Here is an 18,909-nt window from a genome sequence, read left to right on the forward strand (position 1 = left end):
GATCTCTACAGCGAACGCTGCAACAACACCTTGCCGCTGTCGGCGGCGACCACTTGCACGGCGGCGATCTGGTCGACCGGGGTCGAGATCGCGCCCACGGGTGTCGCGGTGTGACCGGGCACGGCCACCCAGGTCGCCAGCCGCGTTTGGCTGCCGTCGCGACCCACCACGACCATCGCCAGCGTGTCATGGTGCGCGTTCAGCGGGGCCAGGCACACGCACCGAAGCGCGATGGATGTGCCCCAGTGCTGGCCGGTGACCTGGACGCTGGAGGTCAGCAGCGAGGTGCCCACCTGCGCCATCGGCTCGGCCGACGCGGTCACCTGCTGGGCGGGAGTCGACGACCAGGCCTGCAGGCCGACGAACACCCCGATCGCCAGCACCGCGGCCGCCGCGGCGGAGGCCACCCAGGTCACCACCCGGGTGCGCCGCCGGCGCCACCGCACCGCCGCCAGCAACGACGGCAGCATCTCCTCGGACATCTCCGGCGCCGGGCCGGACTCGTCGATCGCGGCCACCTCGTCGCGGTCCAGTTGCGAAAGCAGTGCCGGCACGCCGCTGAGGTCTGCGACCGCCTCACGGCAGGCCGGGCAGCGCGCCATGTGCGTCTCGAATTCGCGGCGTTGCGCGGCCGACAGCGACCCCAGCACGTATGCGGCATCCCACATCGCGTAGCGGTCTTCGGGAGGGCCGATATCGGCCACCGGCGTGTTCATTTCATCCATGTCCTTCACCCCTCAAGCCTTCGGAGCCCTCATCGGGTAACCCCAAGTTCCTGCAGAGTGAGTCGCAACGCCCGTACGGCATAGTGTAGTCGCGACTTCACCGTTCCCTCGGCGATGCCGAGGTCTGCAGCTATCTGCGTGGTGGTCCAACCGCGGTAGTAGGACCGTTCGATCACCGCTCGGTGATCGGCGGACAGCTGGGCCATCGCGTCCGCTATCAGCAACCGGTCCAGGGCCGCGTTGACCTCGTCCGGCGTGGACTGTTCGGGCGCCCCCGAGACGTCGGTCGAACCGACGACGTTGCGGTACCGCGCGCTGCGCCGATCGTCGATGATCATGTTGCGGGCGACGGTGAACAACCACGCCCGCGCCGAGCGCTCGGTGTCCCCGACGACTTCGGGATGCTGCCACGCCCGCAGCAGCGTTTCCTGGACCACATCCTCGGACTGGCTCGTGTCCCCCGTCAGGCGCAACGCGTAGCGCCACAGAACCGCGGCGTGTTCGTCGAAAAGCGCCTTCATCAGAGCGGCTTCGGCAGCCGCTGACGCGTTCCGAGTGCCAGCCACACGAGCCACTCGATCACCTCCTGCCGGGAGAACGAGCCGAGCAGGCGCCCGGTTCAACGGCCCCGACCCGCCGCGCCCGGCTTCGCCGCGCTTGCGATCGTGGCTCGTTCAACGGCCCCGACCCGCCGCGCCCGGCTTCGCCGCGCCTGCGATCGCGGCTCGTTCAGGCCCCCAGGGTCAGGATGCGCGGTCCGGACTCGGTGACCGCGACGGTGTGCTCCCAGTGTGCCGCCCGCGAGCCGTCGGTGGTGACGACCGTCCACTGGTCGTCGAGCACCACGGTCTTGCCGGTTCCCAGCGTCAGCATCGGCTCGATGGCCAGCACCGACCCGGGGGCCAGCTGCGGCCCGCGCCCTGGCGAGCCCTCGTTGGGCAGGAACGGGTCCATGTGCATCTGCCGGCCGATGCCGTGGCCGCCGTATCCCTCGACGATTCCGAAGGACCGCGAGTGGCGGGCCGCGGCCGCGTGCGTACCCATCTCGATGGCGTGCGATACGTCGGTCAACCGGTTGCCGGGCACCATCGCGGCGATCCCGGCCTCCAGCGATTCCCTGGTGGCCTGGGACAGCGCTTCGTCGGCCGCATCCAGGGTCCCGATCCCGAAGGTGATTGCGGCGTCGCCGTGCCAGCCGTCCAGCACGGCGCCGCAGTCGATCGATACCAGGTCACCCGAGCCCAAAACCTCTGCGGCCGAAGGGATTCCGTGGACCACCCGCTCGTTGACCGACGCGCAGATCGATGCCGGGTAGCCGTGATAGCCCAGGAACGACGGCACCGCCCCGGCGTCGCGGATCACCGATTCGGCGATCTCGTCGAGGCTCAGCGTCGATACGCCGGACACCGCGGCGGCCCGGACGGCCTGCAGCGCGGCCGCCACGACCGCGCCCGCCGCGGCCATCGCGTCGAGTTCGCCGGCGCTGCGCTGCGGCACCACCTTGCGACTCCGCAGCCGCGCCAGCGGGTTCATTTCTACTTGCCCAGCGCCTGCAGCGCGCGGGCGAACACTTCGTCCAAGGTGCCGATGGCGTCGACGGTCTTGAGTTCGTCGCGGTAGTAGTCCAGCAGCGGGGCGGTCTCGTCACGGTAGACCTTCATCCGGTTCAGGATGACGTCGTCGGTGTCGTCGGCGCGGCCGCGCGACTTGAGCCGCTGCAGCAGCTCGTCCTGGGAGACCCGGAACTCCAGCACCGCGTCGATGTCGGTGCCGCGGCGTTCGAGCATCTCGTGCAGCGCCTTGGCCTGCTGCAGCGACCGCGGGAACCCGTCCAGGATGAAGCCGTTGGCCGCGTCCGGGTCGCTCAACCGGTCGTCGACGAGCTGGTTGGTCAGCTCCGAGGGCACCAGGTCACCGGCGTCCAGGTAGCGCTTGGCCTCCAGGCCCAGTTTGGTGCCGTTCTCGATGTTGCTGCGGAACAGCTCACCGGTGGAGATTTGCGGGATCCCCAGCTTTTCGGAGAGCTTCTGCGCCTGCGTCCCCTTGCCCGCCCCCGGCGGACCCAGCAAAACGACTCTCACTTGAGGAACCCTTCATAGTTGCGCTGCATGAGCTGACTCTCGATCTGCTTGACCGTATCCAAGCCCACGCCAATCATGATCAACACCGCGGTGCCGCCGAACGGCAGGTTCTGTACCGCCCCGCCGTTGCCGATCTGCAAGAACAGGTTGGGCAGCACCGAGATCGCACCGAGGTAGATCGAACCCGGCAACGTGATCCGGCTCAGCACGAACCGCAGGTAATCGGCGGTCGGCTTGCCCGGCCGGATCCCGGGGATGAACCCGCCGAACTTCTTCATCTCGTCGGCGCGCTCATCGGGGTTGAAGGTGATCGACACGTAGAAGTACGTGAAGAAGATGATCAGCCCGAAATAGATGCCGATGTAGACGGGGTCGCTGGGGTCGGACAGGTAGCTGCCGACGAACTTGTCCCACCAGCTGTTGCCCACGCCGCCGCTGCCGCTGCGGATCAGCTGGGTGATCAGGTGCGGGATATAGATGAGCGAGGACGCGAAGATCACCGGGATGACACCGGCCTGGTTGACCTTGAGCGGCAGATACGTCGAGGTGCCGCCGTACATCCGGCGGCCGACCATGCGCTTGGCGTATTGCACCGGGATGCGCCGCTGGCCCTGCTCGACGAACACCACGCCGACGATGATGATCAGCGCGGCGATGAGCACGGCGGTGAAGATCATGCCGCCTCGGCTGTCCAGGATGGTCTTGCCCTCGGCGGGGATGCGGGCCGCGATGCCGACGAAGATCAGCAGCGACATGCCGTTGCCGATGCCGCGTTCGGTGATCAGCTCACCCATCCACATCACCAGGGCCGCGCCGCCGGTCATCACCAACACGATGACGATCAGCGTCAAGATGCTCTGGTCGGCGATGATGTCCAGCGAGCAGCCCTGCAGCAGCCCCCCGTTGGCGGCCAGCGCCACGATGCTCGTGGCCTGCAGGATCGCCAGCGCGATCGCCAGATAGCGGGTGTACTGCGTCATCTTGGCCTGGCCGGACTGGCCCTCCTTGCGCAGTTCCTCGAACCGCGGGATGACCACCGTGAGCAGCTGGACGATGATGCTGGCGGTGATGTAGGGCATCACGCCCACCGCGAACACCGTGAGTTTGAGCAGCGCCCCGCCGGAGAACAGGTTGATCAGCGAATAGATCTGTCCGGCCGCGCCGCCGCTGGCCTCTTTGATGCACTGCTGGACGTTCGGATAGTTGACGCCCGGGGACGGCAGCGCGGCGCCGACCCGGTACAAGACGACGATGCCAAGCGTGAAGAGGATCTTCCGTCTCAGGTCGACTGTCCGCAGCGATGAGATGAAAGCGGAAAGCAACTCTTCCTCCTGCGCAGCCGGGGGTTTCCTGCATCACGCGCCCAACTCCCGCAGGCCAGGACGTACGGCGTCGCGCGTCGAACCGTGTACGAGACTAACAGCTGGTCCGGTCAGGTCCGGTCAGGGCCTTTCCCGCGGCCACCGGAAATGCTCGGACGGGGCCCCGGAAAAAGCACAGGAAGCCGTCAGGCCGGCGGCGTAGAGTGCGGCTGTCTCGTTGCATTTGCTAAGTAACTTGGGAGCAGTATGACACGCACCGACCAAGACAGCTGGGACTTGGCCTCGAGCGTCGGCGCCACCGCCACGATGGTCGCCGCGGCCCGCGCGCTGGCCAGCGGGGGAACCAATCCGATCATCAACGACCCGTTCGCCGCGCCGTTGGTGCGGGCGGTCGGCCTGGATTTCTTCCGCCGCCTGGTCGACGGCGAGGTCACCGAGCCCGAGGGCGACGGGGCGGCCGGAGGCGGCGGGAAGGAGCTGGCGCTGGAGACCGATTCGATGGCGGTGCGCACCCGCTTCTTCGACGACTTCTTCCTCAATGCCGCCCGCGACGGGATTCGCCAATCGGTGATCCTGGCCGCCGGCCTCGACGCCCGCGCCTACCGGCTGGGCTGGCCGCCCGGCAGCGTGGTGTACGAGGTCGACCAGCCCAAGGTCGTCGAGTTCAAGAGCGCCACCCTGGCCAGCCTGGGCGCCTCCCCGGCCGCGGACCGGCGGACCGTCGGCATCGACCTGCGGGAGGACTGGCCGGCGGCGTTGCGCGGCAGCGGCTTTGACGTGACGCGGCCGACGGCGTGGAGTGCCGAGGGCCTGCTGATGTACCTGCCGCCCGACGCGCAGGACCGGCTCTTCGACAACATCACCGCGCTCAGCGCGCCCGGCAGCAAGCTGGCCACCGAATATCACCCCGACAACGGGACGACGATGTCGCAACGCGCGCGGGAGTTCAACGACAGGTGGGCCAGAGTCGGCTGCGACATCGACCTTTCGGGGCTGTTCTTCGACGGCGAGCGCAGCAACGTCGTCGACTACCTCACCGGCCGGGGATGGCGGGTGAGTACCCGGCCGCGGCGCGATCTGTTCGGCGACTACGGCCTGGAATTCCCCGACGATGACGAGGCGGCGCAGCACCCCAACATCGTTGCGGTCACCGCGACATTGGGCTCATAACCGCGGCCACGCCCAGCGCTCAGCCGGGGGGTTTGGCCGCCGGTGCGCGCACGACCATCGGGACCGCGGGGAAACACCACGCCATCTCCGAGCGCGACTTGCGCAGGGCGGCGGTGCCGTAGCCCCGCTTGCGGTAATCGGGGTGAATCCAGATCCGCACGTTGACCTCGCCGCGGACCAGCTCGCCGAACACCATGCCGACCTTCTGGCCGGAGTCGACGGCCACGAACCACGCGGCCTCCTCGTCGTCGACGCGTCCGAGGGCCGCGCTGATCTCGTCGTCCAGGCTGCCGGCCGGCCCGCCCGAGCCGTCGCCGGCCGCGCCGATCTCCTCGGTGCGCACGGCGAAGATGTCGCGGTCGGTGGCGGCGGAGAAGGGCCGCAACTCCAGGGTCTCTCCCGAGCTCGCCGGGCGCTCGCCCAGGGTGAAGCTCAGCTGCTTGTTGAGGTCTTCGAGTTCGGCGAGGATCTTGCGGCGCGAGTCGATGGTGAGCTGATCGAACGACATGCCCATCACCGCCTCGGCGGCCAGGTGGGAGGTGTCGAGCAGCCGGACGATCGCCTCCACCGCGGCCGCCCTGTTCTCTGATTCCACGATGGCGTCGGCGATTTCGTGCCGCCGCTCCACGGCTTTCGACAGGGCGTCGGCGATTTCCCGGCGGGTGGCTTTGCGGTCGTGGTCGGTCATTGCACCAGCCTAGAACGGCGGTGGTGCCACCGCGCCACATCGGCGCTCTGCCATCTGTAGGAAGCGGTGGTAGCGGTCCTCGACCGCCGCCGCCCATACGGGATCGGGCTCGACGACGCGCTCGGTGCGCACCCAACGGGCGGCGTCGGCGATCGTCGTCTCCAGGCCGGCGGCCATGCGGGCGAGGAAGGCGGCCCCCAGCGCGGCCCCCTCCGCCACCGCGGACACCTCGACGGGGCGCCCGGTGGCGTCGGCGATGGCCTGCAGCCACGGCCCGACCCGGGTGCCGCCGCCGGTGGCCACGATGCGCGACACCGGCGCGGCGGACAGTTCGATGAGCTGGCGCACCACGAAGCCCGACGCCTCGTAGGCGGCCCGCCGCAGCGCGGCGGCGTCGTGGGTCAGATCCAGCGCCTCGAGCAGGCCGCGGCGGTCCGGGTCGTGGAACGGGCTGCGCTCGCCGCGCAGGTAGGGCGACCACACCGGTACGCGGCCGGGTTCGACGGCCGTCGGATCCGCTTGCGCCACAACGCGATCCACCCAGCCGAGGAAGAGCCCGCCGGCGTTGCTGGCCCCGCCGATCTGACTCTTGCCGGGCGTGGTGTGGGGAATGGTCCACAGCCCGGGCATCTGCCGGGGCTCGGAAATCGTCGTCCACACGATCAGCGTGGTGCCGCACATCACCAGCACGTCGCCGTCGCGGTCGGCGCCGGCCACGATCTGTTCGCACAGCGCGTCGATGGCGCCGGTGGCCAGCGCGGCGCCGCTGCCGCGCACCTCCCCGACGACGGCCCCCATGCTTTCCACCCGCGGCATCTGCTCGATGCGGGCGCCGCGCTCGGCGCAGGCGGTGGGGTCCCAGCCGGTCCCGTCGAACAGGGGGAACGCCGTGGCGGCGGTGGCGATGTCGATCACGGCGTCGCCGGCCAGCGCGTGGTTGGCCACCGCCGGCGCGGGCCAGTAGCCGGCGGCGTCGGGCGCCTGCGCGGCCGTCCACCGCAGGAACTCCGCCGCCTCGCCGAGCGCGGGCAGGGGCTGCGCGTCCCCGCCGGGGGTGCGGCCCCGGCCGTCGCCGTACAGCAGCCCCGGCGTGATCGGCGTGCCCGTGGCGTCGACGGCGGTCATCGACGGCACCATCGCCGAGACGGCCACCGCCGCGACGTCGGTCCGGTGGGCCAGTTCGGCCAGGGCCGCCGACGGCCCCCGCCGCCACGCCTCGTCGGCGTCGTGCTCGAGGCGGTCGGCCGCCGGGACCCGCAGCGCGTGGGGGATGCGCACCCGCGCCGCCACGTTGCCGTCGGCGTCGGCGGCTATCGCCTTGACCGCGGTGCTGCCGACGTCGATGCCGATTGTGACGTCTTTGCGTGACACGGGCGTCACCGTACGCCAGCATTGGCATTCGTGACGTCCAAACCGCGCGCCTTGGTCACGGCCCCGATGCGGGGCCCGGGCTTCGCCAAGCTGCGGGAACTGGCCGACGTGATCTATGACCCCTGGATCGAACAGACCCCGCTGCGCATCTACAGCGCCGAGCAGCTGGCCGAACGGATCGCGAGCGAGGGCGCCGAAATCGTGGTGGTGGAAAGCGATTCGGTGCGCGGCCCGGTGTTCGCCCAGGGGTTGCGCGCGATCGCCTCCACCCGCGGCGACCCCAACAACGTCGACATCGCCGGGGCCACCGCGGCCGGCATCCCGGTGCTGAACACCCCGGCCCGCAACGCCGACGCCGTCGCCGAGATGACGGTGGCGCTGCTGCTGGCCGCCACCCGCCACGTGCTGCCCGCGGACGCGGATGTGCGCAGCGGCAACATCTTTCGCGACGGCAGCATCCCCTATCAGCGTTTCCGCGGCGGCGAGATCGCGGGGCTCACCGCCGGGCTGGTGGGCCTGGGCGCCGTCGGCCGCGCCACCCAGTGGCGGCTGTCCGGGCTGGGCCTGCGGGTCATCGCGCACGACCCGTACAACCCCGACGCGCGGCACAGCCTCGACGAGCTGCTGGCCGAGGCCGACATCGTGTCGCTGCACGCGCCGGTCACCGATGACACGGCCGGCATGATCGGCACCGGGCAGTTCGCGGGCATGCGCGACGGCGTGGTCTTCCTCAACACCGCCCGCGCCCAGCTGCACGACTCCGACGCGCTGGTCGACGCCCTGGTCGCGGGCAAGGTGGCCGCCGCGGGCCTGGATCACTTCGCCGGCGAATGGCTGCCGGTCGACCACCCGTTGGTCGGGATGAACAACGTCGTGCTGACGCCGCACATCGGCGGCGCGACCTGGAACACCGAGGTCCGGCAGGCGCAGATGGTGGCCGACGACCTCGAGGCGCTGCTGAAGGGTGACGCGCCCGCCCATCTCGTCAACCCGGAGGTGCTAGGCCCATGAAATTCGTCGAGAACGCGGAGACCTCGGTGCTGGACGCGGCCAAGGACATGCTGCGCCGCGGCCTGGTGGAGGGCACCGCCGGCAACATCTCGGCGCGCCGCGCCGACGGCAACATCGTCATCACCCCGTCTTCCGTCGACTACCGCGACATGCAGCTCGACGACCTCGTGCTGGTCGATCCGGGCGGCTCGGTGCTGCAGGCGGCCGACGGCCGGTCGCCGTCCTCGGAGATGCAGCTGCACCTGGCCTGCTTTGCCGCGTTCGACGACATCGGCAGCGTCATTCACAGTCATCCGGTGTGGGCGACCATGTTCGCCATCGCCCACCAACCGATCCCGGCGTGCATCGACGAGTTCGCGGTGTATTGCGGCGGGGACGTCCGGTGCACCGATTACGCCGCGTCCGGGACCGCCGACGTGGGTACCAACGCGGTCGCCGCGCTCGAGGGCCGCGCCGCCGCCCTGATCGCCAACCACGGCCTGGTGGCGGTGGGACCGCGGCCCGACAAGGTTTTGCACGTCACCGCGCTGGTGGAGCGCACCGCCCAAATCGTGTGGGGCGCACGCGCTCTCGGAGGGCCGGTGCCGATCCCCGAGGACGTCAACAACAACTTCGCCGCGGTCTACGGTTATCTGCGGGCCAACGCCTGATGCGGCGGTTCCGGCTCGGCCGCGCCACCCTGGCGCGGGTAGTCGAACTGCGATTCTCGTTGGGCGCCAAGTCCTTTCCCCGGACCCCGCCGTCGGGGTGGCACGACAATGCCGACCTGCTGGTGCCCGACTTCTTCGATCCCGACACCGATCAGTGGCACATCGCGATCCAGAGCTGGGTCATACAGGTCGACGGCCTGACGGTCATCGTCGACACCGGCGTCGGCAACGATCGGCTACGCCCGCACATGCCGCCCCTGGACCACCTGAACACGGCGTTCTTGGCCGCGCTGCGTTCGGCGGGCGTCGAGCGCGACGCCGTCGACGTGGTGGTCAACACCCACATGCACTCCGACCACGTCGGCTGGAACACCATGCTGGACAACGGCAACTGGGTGCCGACGTTCCCCAACGCCCGGTACCTGCTGCCCGCCGCCGACTATCGCCACTTCGAACCGGACGGGCCCGCCGCGCGGCGGTCGCCGCGCACCGAAGCCGAAGCTGCCCAGCAGCGCGGCGACCAGCTGGTGTTCGCGGACAGCGTGTTACCCATCGACGCCGCGGGGCAACTGATCCGGTGGTCGGACGACTACGCGGTCAGCGATTCGCTGCGGCTGCGGCCCGCCCCCGGGCACACGCCGGGCTCCTCGGTGCTCTGGCTGGACGCGGGCCAACCCGCGGTCTTCGTCGGTGATCTCACCCACAGCCCGTTGCAGGTGCGTCGCCCCGGCGACGCGTGCGCCTTCGACATCGACGCCGCCGCGGCCGCAGTGACCCGCCGCCGCATCTTCACCGAGGCCGCGCAGGCGACAGCGACGGTGATACCCGCGCACTACCCCGGCCGCGGCGGCGCGACGATCCGCGCGGTCGGCGACGAATTCGAAGTCGGTGAGTGGCTGGACATTCCAGCCCTGTGACGTGCGAGGTCACCGCTGATCGATCGCCACCTTGACCGCGCCGCTCTCGCCCTGATCGGCGAGCGCCCAGAAAGCGTCGCGCCACCGCGCCAACCCGAAGGTATGGGTGAGCATGGGTCGCAGGTCGACGCGTCCGGCGCCGGCCAGGTCGAGGTAGTGGGCGATGGCGTGCTTGCGTTGCCCGTCGACCTCCTCGACGCCGAAGGCGTTGGAGCCCACCAGGGAAATCTCTTTGAAGTAGAGCGGGCTGTCCTCCCAGCGCCCAGGCGCGTGGACGCCGGCCTTCACCAGGGTGCCTCGCGAGCGCAGGACCCGGACGCCCACCTCGAAGGTCTCGGGCTTTCCGATCGTGTCGTAGACGACGTCGACCGCGCCGGGGTGGGCCATCGGCAGGCCCAGCAGCGGCCGGCGCAGCCGGCCACCGCCCCACGCCACGAGCTCCTCGATGAGGTCCGAACGCGGCTCGTGGGCAAGGACTTTCGCGGCGCCGAACCGGCGGGCCAGCTCGGCCTGGGCACCGAAACGGGCCACCACGGCCACGGCCACGCCGGGATACAGCGCCCGCAGGATGGCGACCGCGCACAACCCCAGCGAGCCGGCCCCGTACACCAGCACCGCGCCCGTATCGGGCGGGGGGTGGCGGGTGACCGCGTGCAGGGACACCGAGAACGGGTCGGCGAACACGGCCACCTCGTCGGGGATCGAGTCCGGCACCGCGAACAGCATGCTGTCGTGGGCGGGCATCAATTCGGCGTAGCCGCCCGTCACGTCGGCCGAGACGCCGGTGTGGATGCCCGCGCTGAGGGCGCCGTCGGCGAAGCTCCAGCACAGGCTGTAGTCGCCGGCCTGACACGCCGGGCACGGCGGCTCGATCCCCCGCGGCCCGCAGGACAGCCACGGGTTGAGCACCACCCGCTGCCCCACCCGCAGCCCCCGCGCCTTCGGGCCCAGCGCCACCACGTCGGCCACCACCTCGTGGCCCAGGACTTGCGGGAACGAACAGAACGCGGACATGGCGTTGTCGGCGTCGCCTTCGCCGAAGTCCATCAGGATCTGCTTGGAATCCGACCCGCAGATGCCGGTCAGCCGCGGCCGGGTGAGCACCCAGTCCCCGTGCGGCAGTTGCGGATCCGGCACCTCGCGCAGCGCGGTCGGGGTGCGGGCCAGGTTCTGGGTGAGCGCGTTGGCGTGCTCGGGCACCTCGACGGGCTCCGGCGGCACGCCGTAGACCAGCGCCCTCATGGCGCCGCCAGCCCCGCCGCCCCGGCGATGAACGCGTCGAGGTCGGCGTTCTTGGCGTCGACGACCGGTTTCATGTCCGGCACGTAATGCTCGAAGCCCTCGGTGCCCAGGGCGGCGAGGATGCCGTCGGCCACCTCGTCGGCGGAAACCTTGGGACCCCGGTAGAGGGGTTCCTCGCTGCCCGGGTGATCCCAGATCTCGGTGTCCACCGGGCCGGGCTCGATCAGCTTCACCGCGATCGGTGTGCCGTGCAGGTCCACGGCCATCGCCTCGCTCCAGCCGCACAGCGCGAATTTGCTTGCACAGTAGGCGCTTTCGTGGATTATCCCGAGCCGGCCGCCGACACTGGACACGTTGACGATCATGCCCGATCCCCGCTCGCGCATCCGCGGCAACAGGGCCAGCGTCAGCCGCATCGGGGCGAAGAAGTTGACCCGCATGACCTCTTCGACCTCGTCGGGATCCAACGCGGTGACCGGGCGCCGCTTCGGGACGGCCGCGTTGTTGATCAGCACGTCGATGCCCCCGAGCGTGTCCCAGGCGGTCGCCGCCAGGTCACGCAGCGCGGAGGTGTCGGCCAGGTCGGCGACCCACATCGCCGATCCCGGGGCGGTACGCCGGCAGTCGGCCAGGACCTCGGCCAGCCGATCCCGGCGGCGCGCGACCAGCCCGACCACCGCGCCACCGCCGGCCAGCCGCCGGGCCAGGGCCGCGCCCAGACCCGACGAAGCGCCCGTGATCAGCACCCGCTCGTACGCCATCAGTAAAGGTTGCCGCGAATCGCGGGAAGCGTACAGTGGGGGAAGCTTGTTATATCGGCTAAATATTAGATTGACTACCTCCGATAGGGGCACCACCATGACTTCCACCAGGTACGAGGGCGACACCTGGGACCTCGCCTCCAGCGTCGGCGTGACCGCCACCATGGTCGCGGCGGCCCGGGCGATGGCCACCCGCGCCGAACGCCCGCTGATCAACGACCCGTTCGCCGAGCCGCTGGTCAAGGCGGTCGGGGTCGACCTGCTCTCCCGGCTGGCCGGCGGCGAGCTCGACCCGGCCGAGCTGAACGACGTCCACGACGGCGCCGCCAGCTCCGCCGGGGCGATGTCGCGGATGGCCGACAACATGGCCGTGCGCACCAAGTTCTTCGACGAGTTCTTTGTGGACGCCACGAACGCGGGCATCAAGCAGGCGGTGATCCTGGCCTCCGGGCTGGACGCGCGCGCCTACCGGTTGGCATGGCCGGCCGGGACGGTGGTCTACGAGGTGGACCAGCCGCAGGTCATCGAATTCAAGACCCGCTCACTGGCCGAGCTGGGCGCCGCCCCCACCGCCGAGCGGCGCGTGGTGGCCGTCGACCTCCGCGACGACTGGCCCACCGCGCTCAAGGACGCCGGATTCGATCCCGCCCAGCCGACGGCGTGGAGCGCCGAGGGCCTGCTCGGCTACCTGCCGCCGGAGGCGCAGGATCGCCTGCTGGACACCATCACCGAGCTCAGCGCGCCGGGCAGCCGGCTGGCCACCGAGAGCGCGCCCAACCCCGAACCCGGCGACGACGAGAAGCTCAAGGAGCGCATGCAGGCGATCTCCGAGCGCTGGCGCGCGCACGGCTTCGATCTCGACATGGCGGGGCTGGTCTACTTCGGCGACCGCAACGAGGCCGCCCCCTACCTGGCCGCTCACGGGTGGCGCCTGAACAGCGCCAGCATCCGGGATCTGTTCGCCGCCAACGGGCTTGACCCGCTCGGCGACGACGACATGCGGATGGGCGAGATGCTCTACACGAGCGGCACCTATGAGTGAGGGGCGCGCCGAGGGCGACAGCTGGGGGCCGGCACACAGCGTGGGGGCGACGGCGACCATGGTCGCCGCGTCCCGCGCGGTCGCGTCGAAGGGTCCCGACGCGCTGCTCGACGATCCGCTGGCCGACCCGCTGGTCCGCGCCGTCGGCCTGGATCCCTTCATCCGGATCATCGACGGGGAGATCGACTTCGAGGACGACCCGCTGTTCAACCGCAGGGCGCGGGCCGAGCAGATCACGGTGCGCACCAGGTTTTTCGACGACTTCTTCCTGGACGCGACGAACGCGGGCATCAAGCAGGCGGTCATCCTGGCCTCCGGCCTGGACACCCGGGCCTACCGCCTGCGGTGGCCGGCGGGAACCGTGGTCTACGAGATCGACCAGCCCGACGTCATCGCCTTCAAGACCGACACGCTGGCCGGCCTCGGCGCCGCCCCCACCGCGCAGCGCCGCACGATCAGCATCGACCTGCGCGACGACTGGCCGGCGGCCTTGCGCGAGGGAGGTTTTGACGTCACCCAACCGACCGCCTGGAGCGCCGAGGGGCTGCTGCCCTACCTGCCGCCCGAGGCCCAGGACCGGCTGTTCGACAACATCACCGCGCTGTCCGCACCGGGCAGCCGGGTGGCGACCGAACACGTGCCCGACCCCAACGCGTTCTCCGACGAACGCCTGCGCCGCATCTCCGAGCGTTGGCAGCGCTTCGGCTTCGACCTGAATGCGGCCGACCTGTTCTACCGGGGCGAGCGCAACGTCGTCGTCGACTACCTGAGCGGTCACGGCTGGCAGGTGAGCGCGCACCCCGCCCGGGAACTATACGCCCGCAACGGGTTTGAATTTCCCGCGGACGATATGACGGCCACCTTCGGCGACCTGAGCTACGTCGCCGCGACGCTCGAGTAAGGTTTTTCCCATGCCACGCACTCACGACGACAACTGGGATCTGGCGTCCAGCGTCGGCGCCACCGCGACGATGGTCGCGGCGGGGCGGGCGATGGCGACGAAGGATCCGCGGGGCCTGATCAACGATCCGTTCGCCGAGCCGCTGGTGCGGGCGGTCGGGGTGGAATTCTTCACCAAGATGATGGACGGCGAGCTCGACATCGATGCGATCGAGAACGCCTCGTCGGTGCGCGTTCAGGCGATGATCGACGGAATGACGGTGCGCACCAGGTACTTCGACGACTATTTCATGGACGCCGTCGGCGCCGGGGTGCGTCAGGTGGTGATCCTGGCCTCCGGGCTGGACGCGCGCGCCTACCGGTTGCCGTGGCCGGACGGCACGGTCGTCTACGAGATCGACCAGCCGCAGGTGATCGAGTTCAAGTCCAGCACGCTGGCCGGTATCGGCGCCGAGCCGACCGCCGATCGGCGCACCGTCGGCATCGACCTGCGGGCGGACTGGCCGACCGCGCTGGCCGGCGCCGGGTTCGATACGGCGGCACCGACGGCGTGGCTGGCCGAGGGCCTGCTGATCTACCTGCCGCCGGACGCCCAGGACCGGCTGTTCGACAACATCACCGCGCTCAGCGCGCCCGGCAGCACCATCGCCACCGAATTCGTGCCCGGCATAGTGGATTTCGACGCCGAGAAGGTGCGGGAGATGTCCGGTTCGTTCCGGGACCACGGTGTGGACATCGACATGGCGTCACTGGTCTACACCGGCGACCGCAACCATGTCGTGGACTACCTGTCGAGCACCGGGTGGCACGCCGAGGGCGTGACCCGCACCGAGCTTTTCGAGCGCGGCGGCTTCGACGTGCGCGCCCCGGAGGACGACGACCCGCTCGGTGAGATCGTCTTCATCAGCGGCAGGCTCGGCGGCTAAAGCCGCCATCGGGCTAGAGCCGCCAGGGCCCCGCCCACAGCGCGCTGGCGCCGCTGACGGACCGTTCGACGTTGTCCACGATGCCGCCGATGGTGCGGCCCAGCAGCGCGCCCAGCGCGTCGGGCAGCGACGCGGCGGCCGGCTGCGAGGACGCCCGGGGCCGAAGCATGTCCAGCAGCGAGCCGCCCGGGTAGGTGACGATGCGCACGTCGGCGTCCTCGTCCAGTCCGGCAAGGATTTTCGCGCGCCGCAGCGCGGTTCGGAACCCACCCAGCTCGTCGACCAGGCCCCGCTCCAGCGCGTCGGCGCCGGTCCAGACCCGGCCCCGCGCGACCCGGTCGACGGCGTCTTTGGTCAGGTTGCGCCCTTCGGCCACCCGCGCCACGAAGTCCGCGTACAGCAGGTCGGCCTCGGCCTCCCGGTGGGCGCGCTGCTCCGGCGTGAACGGCGCGTCGATCGCCCAGGCGTCGGCGTTGGCGTTGGTGCGCACGGTGTCCGAGCCGACGCCCAGCCGCCCGAGCAGATCACGGATCACCAGCTTGCCGGTGAGCACGCCGATCGAACCGGTGATCGTCGCGGGGCTGGCGACGACCGCGTCGGCCGCCACGGCGATGTAGTAACCGCCCGAGGCGGCGACCGACCCCATCGACGCCACCACCGGCTTGCCCCGTTTGCGGGCCTTTTTCACCTCGCGCCACAGGGTTTCCGACGCGGTGACCGAGCCGCCGGGGCTGTTGACCCGCACCACGATCGCCGACACCGAATCGTCGGCGGCGGCTTCCCGCAGCGCCGGCGCGATGGTGTCGCTGCCGACCGTGGAGGTGCCGAACGGCAGGAACTGGGGTCCCCCGCGACCGTCGACGATCGTGCCGTCGACGTTGATGACGGCCACCGTCGGCTTGGGCCGGCGACCGGGCACCGACGGCGCCGGCGGGACCAGCCGCGACCGGGCCGCCCCGGCGTAGCGCGACAGATACAGCCGCGGCGGCGCATTCTCCTCCGAAACATCTTTCACGCCAACCAGTTCCGCGATGCGGTCATAGGCTTCGTCCCGGAATCCGATCCGGTCGACCAGGCCCGAGGACACGGCCTCCTCGCGCAACAGCGGGGCGCGATCGGCCAGGGCGTCCAGGGCAGCGGCGTCGAGCTTGCGTGATGCCCCCACCGCTTCCCAGACCTGCTCCCGGATGCTCTCGAGCATCCGGGTGACGGCCTCGCGATGGGCCTCGGTGAAGCCGTGCTCGGTGAAACGGTTTGCCGCCGACTTGTATTCGCCGCGCGCGACGACTTCGGCTTCGATGCCGGCCTTGTCGAACGCGTCGCGCAAAAAGGTGGCGTTGCTGGCGAATCCGATCAGCCCGACGCTTCCCGCCGGCTGCATCCAGACCTCGCCGAAGGCCGAGGCCAGGTAGTACGACAACGTGCCCGGGTAGGTCTCGGCCCAGGCCAGTGACGGCTTGGCGGCGGTGAACGCGACGATGGCCTCGCGCAGTTCCTGCACGGCGGCCGACGGCGACGCCGTCAGTTGCACGCGGGCGATCAGCCCGGCGACCCGCGGATCCTCGGCCGCCCGGTAGATGGCGGACACCGTGTCGCGCAGCGACACCGGACGGCTCCCGCCGGTGATCATCGCCAGCGGGTCGAACCCCGACGTCTCCGGCGGCATTGAGCGCAGATCCAATTCGAGCACGCAGCCGTTGGGCACGCCGTGATGACGTGCGGTGTCGACCCGGTCGGCCAGCGCGCGCACCTCGTCCGCGCCTTTTGACAAACCGGGTATCGAGGGCAGGAAAGCGAACATGCCTGCAGACTACCGACCGGCCACCGTACGGTGGTCCGGTGAGGTTTTCCATCGCCATCCCGCAGTTCGACTACGAGACGTTCGACGCGGCGGGGCTGCGATCCTTTCTCACCCGCGCCGAGGAGCTCGGGTTCGAGGGTGGCTGGGTGCTCGAACAGATCGTCGGACCCGCGCCGCTGCTGGCCCCGATGGAGCTGCTGGCCTATTGCGCCGCCTGCACCGAGCGGCTGCGCCTGGGCGTCGGCGTGCTGGTGACGTCGCTGCACGAGCCGCTGCAGCTGGCCTCGGCGATCACGGCGGTCGACCGGCTCAGCCACGGCCGCCTCGACGTGGGTGTCGCGCCCGGCGGCGGGCGGCGGAAATTCGCCGCCTTCGGCGTGGACAAGGACACCTTCATCTCGTATTTCACCGAGGGCCTGGAGCTGATGAAGGCCGCCTGGTCCGACGACCCCCGGGTGACGTTCCACGGCCGCTTCCGCGAGGTCGACGACCTGCCCGTCGCGCCCAAGCCGGTGCAGCGACCGCACCCGCCGATCTGGTTCGGGGGCCTCGCCCCGAAGGCCCTGGCCCGCGCCGTGCGGCACGGCGATTCGTTCCTGGGCGCCGGCTCGTCGACCACCGAGGCGTTCGCCGGGGCCGTCGCCGTCGTGCGCCGCGAGCTCGACGCGCAACACAAGGACCCCGCCGGGTTCACCATCGCCAAGCGGGTCTACCTGACGGTCGACGACGACGCCGCCAGGGCGCGGGAGCGCGTGCTCGCCGGGCTGGATCGCATCTACGGGCGGATGCCCGGCGTGCAGGACGTGCCGGTCTCCGGCACCCCCGACGACGTGGCCCGCGGGCTGCGCGAGGTCATCGACGCCGGGGCGCAGATGCTGTTACTGAATCCCGTCGGCATCGACGCGAGCGAGAACCGCGAGCAGATGGAACGCCTTGCCGCGGAAGTGATTCCGCAGCTGAGTTAGGACAGCTCGGTGGCCGAGCCGCCGGCGGCGGTGATCTTCTCGCGTGCGCTGCCGCTGAACTTGTGCGCGGTCACCTCGACCTTGACGGTCAACTTGCCGTCGCCGAGGACCTTGATCAGCGAGTTCTTGCGAACGGCGCCCTTGGCCACCAGCTCGTCCACGCCGATCGAACCGCCTTGCGGGAAAAGCCGATTGAGGTCGCCGACGTTGACGATCTCGTACTCGGTGCGGAACCGGTTGCGGAACCCCTTGAGCTTGGGCAGCCGCATGTGGATCGGCATCTGACCACCCTCGAAGGTGGCCGGCACGTTCTTGCGCGCCTTGGTGCCCTTGGTACCGCGGCCGGCGGTCTTGCCCTTGGAGCCTTCACCGCGACCGACGCGGGTGCGGGCGGTCTTCGAGCCGCGGGCGGGTTTCAGGTCGTGCAGCTTGATAGTCACTGTGTTTTCCCTTCGGGCGCCGACTCCACCTCGACCAGGTGGCTGACCACCGCGATCAGGCCGCGGGTCTGCGGGTTGTCCTCGCGGATCACCGAGTGGCGGATCTTCCGCAGGCCGAGGGTGCGCAGGGACTCGCGCTGCTTCCAGCGGGCCCCGATGGTGCTGCGCACCTGGGTGATCTTCAGTTGACTGCTCATGGTTGGGTCCCCGAAATCTGCGCCTCACGTGCCGCCGCACTCGCCAGCGCGTCGCTTTCCCGTCGCGCCTTGAGCATTCCGGCCGGCGCAACGTCCTCGATGGGCAGTCCGCGGCGGGCGGCAACCTCCTCGGGGCGCTGCAGCAGCTTGAGCGCGGCGACGGTCGCGTGCACCACGTTGATGGCGTTGTCACTGCCCAGCGACTTGGCCAGGATGTCGTGCACGCCAGCGCATTCCAGCACCGCGCGGGCGGCGCCGCCGGCGATCACACCGGTACCCGGGCTGGCCGGGCGCAGCAGCACCACGCCGGCGGCCGCCTCACCCTGCACCGGGTGCGTAATGGTCCCGCGAATCAGCGGCACCCGGAAGAAGCCCTTGCGGGCCTCCTCGACGCCCTTGGCGATGGCGGCGGGAACTTCCTTGGCCTTGCCGTAGCCGACGCCGACCATGCCGTTGCCGTCACCGACGATCACCAGCGCGGTGAAGCTGAATCGCCGACCACCCTTGACCACCTTGGAGACGCGGTTGATGGCGACGACCCGCTCCAGGTAGTTGCTCTTGTCGCCGTCGCGGTCGCGGCCACGACCGCCGTCGCCGCGCCGACCGCGGCTGTCGCGGTCACCGCGCGAGTCACGGCTGTCGCCGGCGCCTTGTCCGCCGGCGGGCTGCTCCGCCATTATGCGGTCCTTCCAGTCGTGTA

Annotated in this window: 21 protein-coding genes; 8 read left to right on the forward strand and 13 right to left on the reverse strand. The window is 70.4% G+C overall.

Annotated elements, in window-relative coordinates:
- Positions 1–5 precede the first annotated feature (5 nt).
- From W7S_RS21495 to secY, 5 genes are all read right to left on the reverse strand, one after another.
- Entirely contained in the window at positions 6–725 is a 720-nt protein-coding gene (locus W7S_RS21495; RefSeq protein ID WP_036429494.1) for an anti-sigma factor, read from the reverse strand.
- 29 nt (positions 726–754) lie between these two features.
- The gene (locus W7S_RS21500; RefSeq protein WP_026071196.1) at positions 755–1,300 is read right to left on the reverse strand and encodes a sigma-70 family RNA polymerase sigma factor; all 546 of its coding nucleotides are present in this window, start codon (positions 1,298–1,300) and stop codon (positions 755–757) included.
- A gap of 154 nt (positions 1,301–1,454) precedes the next feature.
- Positions 1,455–2,258, reverse strand: coding sequence for a type I methionyl aminopeptidase (gene map, locus W7S_RS21505; RefSeq protein WP_014381099.1), 804 nt, complete (start codon positions 2,256–2,258; stop codon positions 1,455–1,457).
- 2 nt (positions 2,259–2,260) lie between these two features.
- On the reverse strand, positions 2,261–2,806 hold the full coding sequence (locus tag W7S_RS21510; RefSeq protein ID WP_009956578.1) for an adenylate kinase: 546 nt from the start codon (positions 2,804–2,806) through the stop codon (positions 2,261–2,263).
- Positions 2,803–4,128, reverse strand: a complete 1,326-nt coding sequence (gene secY / locus W7S_RS21515) for a preprotein translocase subunit SecY (protein ID WP_008260543.1) — start codon at positions 4,126–4,128, stop codon at positions 2,803–2,805. Before secY ends, W7S_RS21510 begins: the two co-directional genes overlap by 4 nt.
- A gap of 246 nt (positions 4,129–4,374) precedes the next feature.
- On the opposite strand from secY, the gene W7S_RS21520 reads away from it, so the two are divergent.
- Positions 4,375–5,298 (forward strand): class I SAM-dependent methyltransferase, encoded by a 924-nt coding sequence (locus tag W7S_RS21520; protein ID WP_014381101.1) that lies wholly within the window; start codon positions 4,375–4,377, stop codon positions 5,296–5,298.
- 19 nt (positions 5,299–5,317) lie between these two features.
- On the opposite strand, the gene W7S_RS21525 is transcribed toward W7S_RS21520, so the two are convergent.
- Both W7S_RS21525 and W7S_RS21530 read right to left on the reverse strand, forming a co-directional pair.
- On the reverse strand, positions 5,318–5,986 hold the full coding sequence (locus W7S_RS21525; RefSeq protein ID WP_008260545.1) for a GNAT family N-acetyltransferase: 669 nt from the start codon (positions 5,984–5,986) through the stop codon (positions 5,318–5,320).
- Positions 5,987–5,995: 9 nt separating this feature from the next.
- Positions 5,996–7,357 (reverse strand): FGGY-family carbohydrate kinase, encoded by a 1,362-nt coding sequence (locus W7S_RS21530; RefSeq protein ID WP_041298271.1) that lies wholly within the window; start codon positions 7,355–7,357, stop codon positions 5,996–5,998.
- 30 nt (positions 7,358–7,387) lie between these two features.
- On the opposite strand from W7S_RS21530, the gene W7S_RS21535 reads away from it, so the two are divergent.
- From W7S_RS21535 to W7S_RS21545, 3 genes are read left to right on the forward strand one after another with little or no spacing between them, the layout of a single operon-like run.
- Entirely contained in the window at positions 7,388–8,368 is a 981-nt protein-coding gene (locus W7S_RS21535) for an NAD(P)-dependent oxidoreductase (protein WP_008260547.1), read from the forward strand.
- Complete coding sequence (locus tag W7S_RS21540) at positions 8,365–9,018, forward strand: L-fuculose-phosphate aldolase (RefSeq protein WP_008260548.1); 654 nt, start codon at positions 8,365–8,367, stop codon at positions 9,016–9,018. Before W7S_RS21535 ends, W7S_RS21540 begins: the two co-directional genes overlap by 4 nt.
- Positions 9,018–9,935, forward strand: coding sequence for an MBL fold metallo-hydrolase (locus W7S_RS21545; RefSeq protein ID WP_014712346.1), 918 nt, complete (start codon positions 9,018–9,020; stop codon positions 9,933–9,935). The genes W7S_RS21540 and W7S_RS21545 overlap by 1 nt, the downstream gene beginning before the upstream one ends.
- 9 nt (positions 9,936–9,944) lie before the next feature.
- On the opposite strand, the gene W7S_RS21550 is transcribed toward W7S_RS21545, so the two are convergent.
- Both W7S_RS21550 and W7S_RS21555 read right to left on the reverse strand, forming a co-directional pair.
- Positions 9,945–11,177: a zinc-binding dehydrogenase gene (locus W7S_RS21550; RefSeq protein ID WP_014712347.1), complete on the reverse strand. Its 1,233-nt coding sequence runs from the start codon at positions 11,175–11,177 to the stop codon at positions 9,945–9,947.
- Complete coding sequence (locus W7S_RS21555) at positions 11,174–11,938, reverse strand: SDR family oxidoreductase (protein WP_014381107.1); 765 nt, start codon at positions 11,936–11,938, stop codon at positions 11,174–11,176. The genes W7S_RS21550 and W7S_RS21555 overlap by 4 nt, the downstream gene beginning before the upstream one ends.
- Before the next feature lie 97 nt (positions 11,939–12,035).
- Here W7S_RS21555 and W7S_RS21560 point away from each other — a divergent pair, with 97 nt between their 5' ends.
- Genes W7S_RS21560 through W7S_RS21570 form a run of 3 tightly spaced genes read left to right on the forward strand, consistent with a single transcriptional unit; the run spans position 12,036 to position 14,806 of the window.
- Positions 12,036–12,980 (forward strand): class I SAM-dependent methyltransferase, encoded by a 945-nt coding sequence (locus tag W7S_RS21560; protein WP_014712348.1) that lies wholly within the window; start codon positions 12,036–12,038, stop codon positions 12,978–12,980.
- Positions 12,973–13,881 (forward strand): class I SAM-dependent methyltransferase, encoded by a 909-nt coding sequence (locus W7S_RS21565; RefSeq protein ID WP_008260587.1) that lies wholly within the window; start codon positions 12,973–12,975, stop codon positions 13,879–13,881. The genes W7S_RS21560 and W7S_RS21565 overlap by 8 nt, the downstream gene beginning before the upstream one ends.
- Positions 13,882–13,891: 10 nt before the next feature.
- A complete protein-coding gene (locus W7S_RS21570) occupies positions 13,892–14,806 on the forward strand; it encodes a class I SAM-dependent methyltransferase (protein ID WP_008260589.1) in 915 nt (304 codons plus the stop codon).
- Positions 14,807–14,819: 13 nt separating this feature from the next.
- On the opposite strand, the gene sppA is transcribed toward W7S_RS21570, so the two are convergent.
- Positions 14,820–16,607 (reverse strand): signal peptide peptidase SppA, encoded by a 1,788-nt coding sequence (gene sppA / locus W7S_RS21575; protein WP_008260591.1) that lies wholly within the window; start codon positions 16,605–16,607, stop codon positions 14,820–14,822.
- A gap of 38 nt (positions 16,608–16,645) precedes the next feature.
- Here sppA and W7S_RS21580 point away from each other — a divergent pair, with 38 nt between their 5' ends.
- Entirely contained in the window at positions 16,646–17,572 is a 927-nt protein-coding gene (locus W7S_RS21580) for an LLM class flavin-dependent oxidoreductase (protein ID WP_009951874.1), read from the forward strand.
- On the opposite strand, the gene rplO is transcribed toward W7S_RS21580, so the two are convergent.
- Genes rplO through rpsE form a run of 3 tightly spaced genes read right to left on the reverse strand, consistent with a single transcriptional unit; the run spans position 17,569 to position 18,886 of the window.
- Complete coding sequence (gene rplO / locus W7S_RS21585; protein ID WP_008260595.1) at positions 17,569–18,012, reverse strand: 50S ribosomal protein L15; 444 nt, start codon at positions 18,010–18,012, stop codon at positions 17,569–17,571. The genes W7S_RS21580 and rplO overlap by 4 nt on opposite strands.
- On the reverse strand, positions 18,009–18,209 hold the full coding sequence (rpmD, locus tag W7S_RS21590) for a 50S ribosomal protein L30 (RefSeq protein WP_008260597.1): 201 nt from the start codon (positions 18,207–18,209) through the stop codon (positions 18,009–18,011). Before rpmD ends, rplO begins: the two co-directional genes overlap by 4 nt.
- Entirely contained in the window at positions 18,206–18,886 is a 681-nt protein-coding gene (gene rpsE / locus W7S_RS21595) for a 30S ribosomal protein S5 (protein ID WP_008260606.1), read from the reverse strand. Before rpsE ends, rpmD begins: the two co-directional genes overlap by 4 nt.
- Positions 18,887–18,909 lie beyond the last annotated feature (23 nt).

It is taken from the genome of Mycobacterium sp. MOTT36Y (assembly GCF_000262165.1).
GTDB classification, from domain to species: Bacteria; Actinomycetota; Actinomycetes; order Mycobacteriales; family Mycobacteriaceae; genus Mycobacterium; species Mycobacterium intracellulare.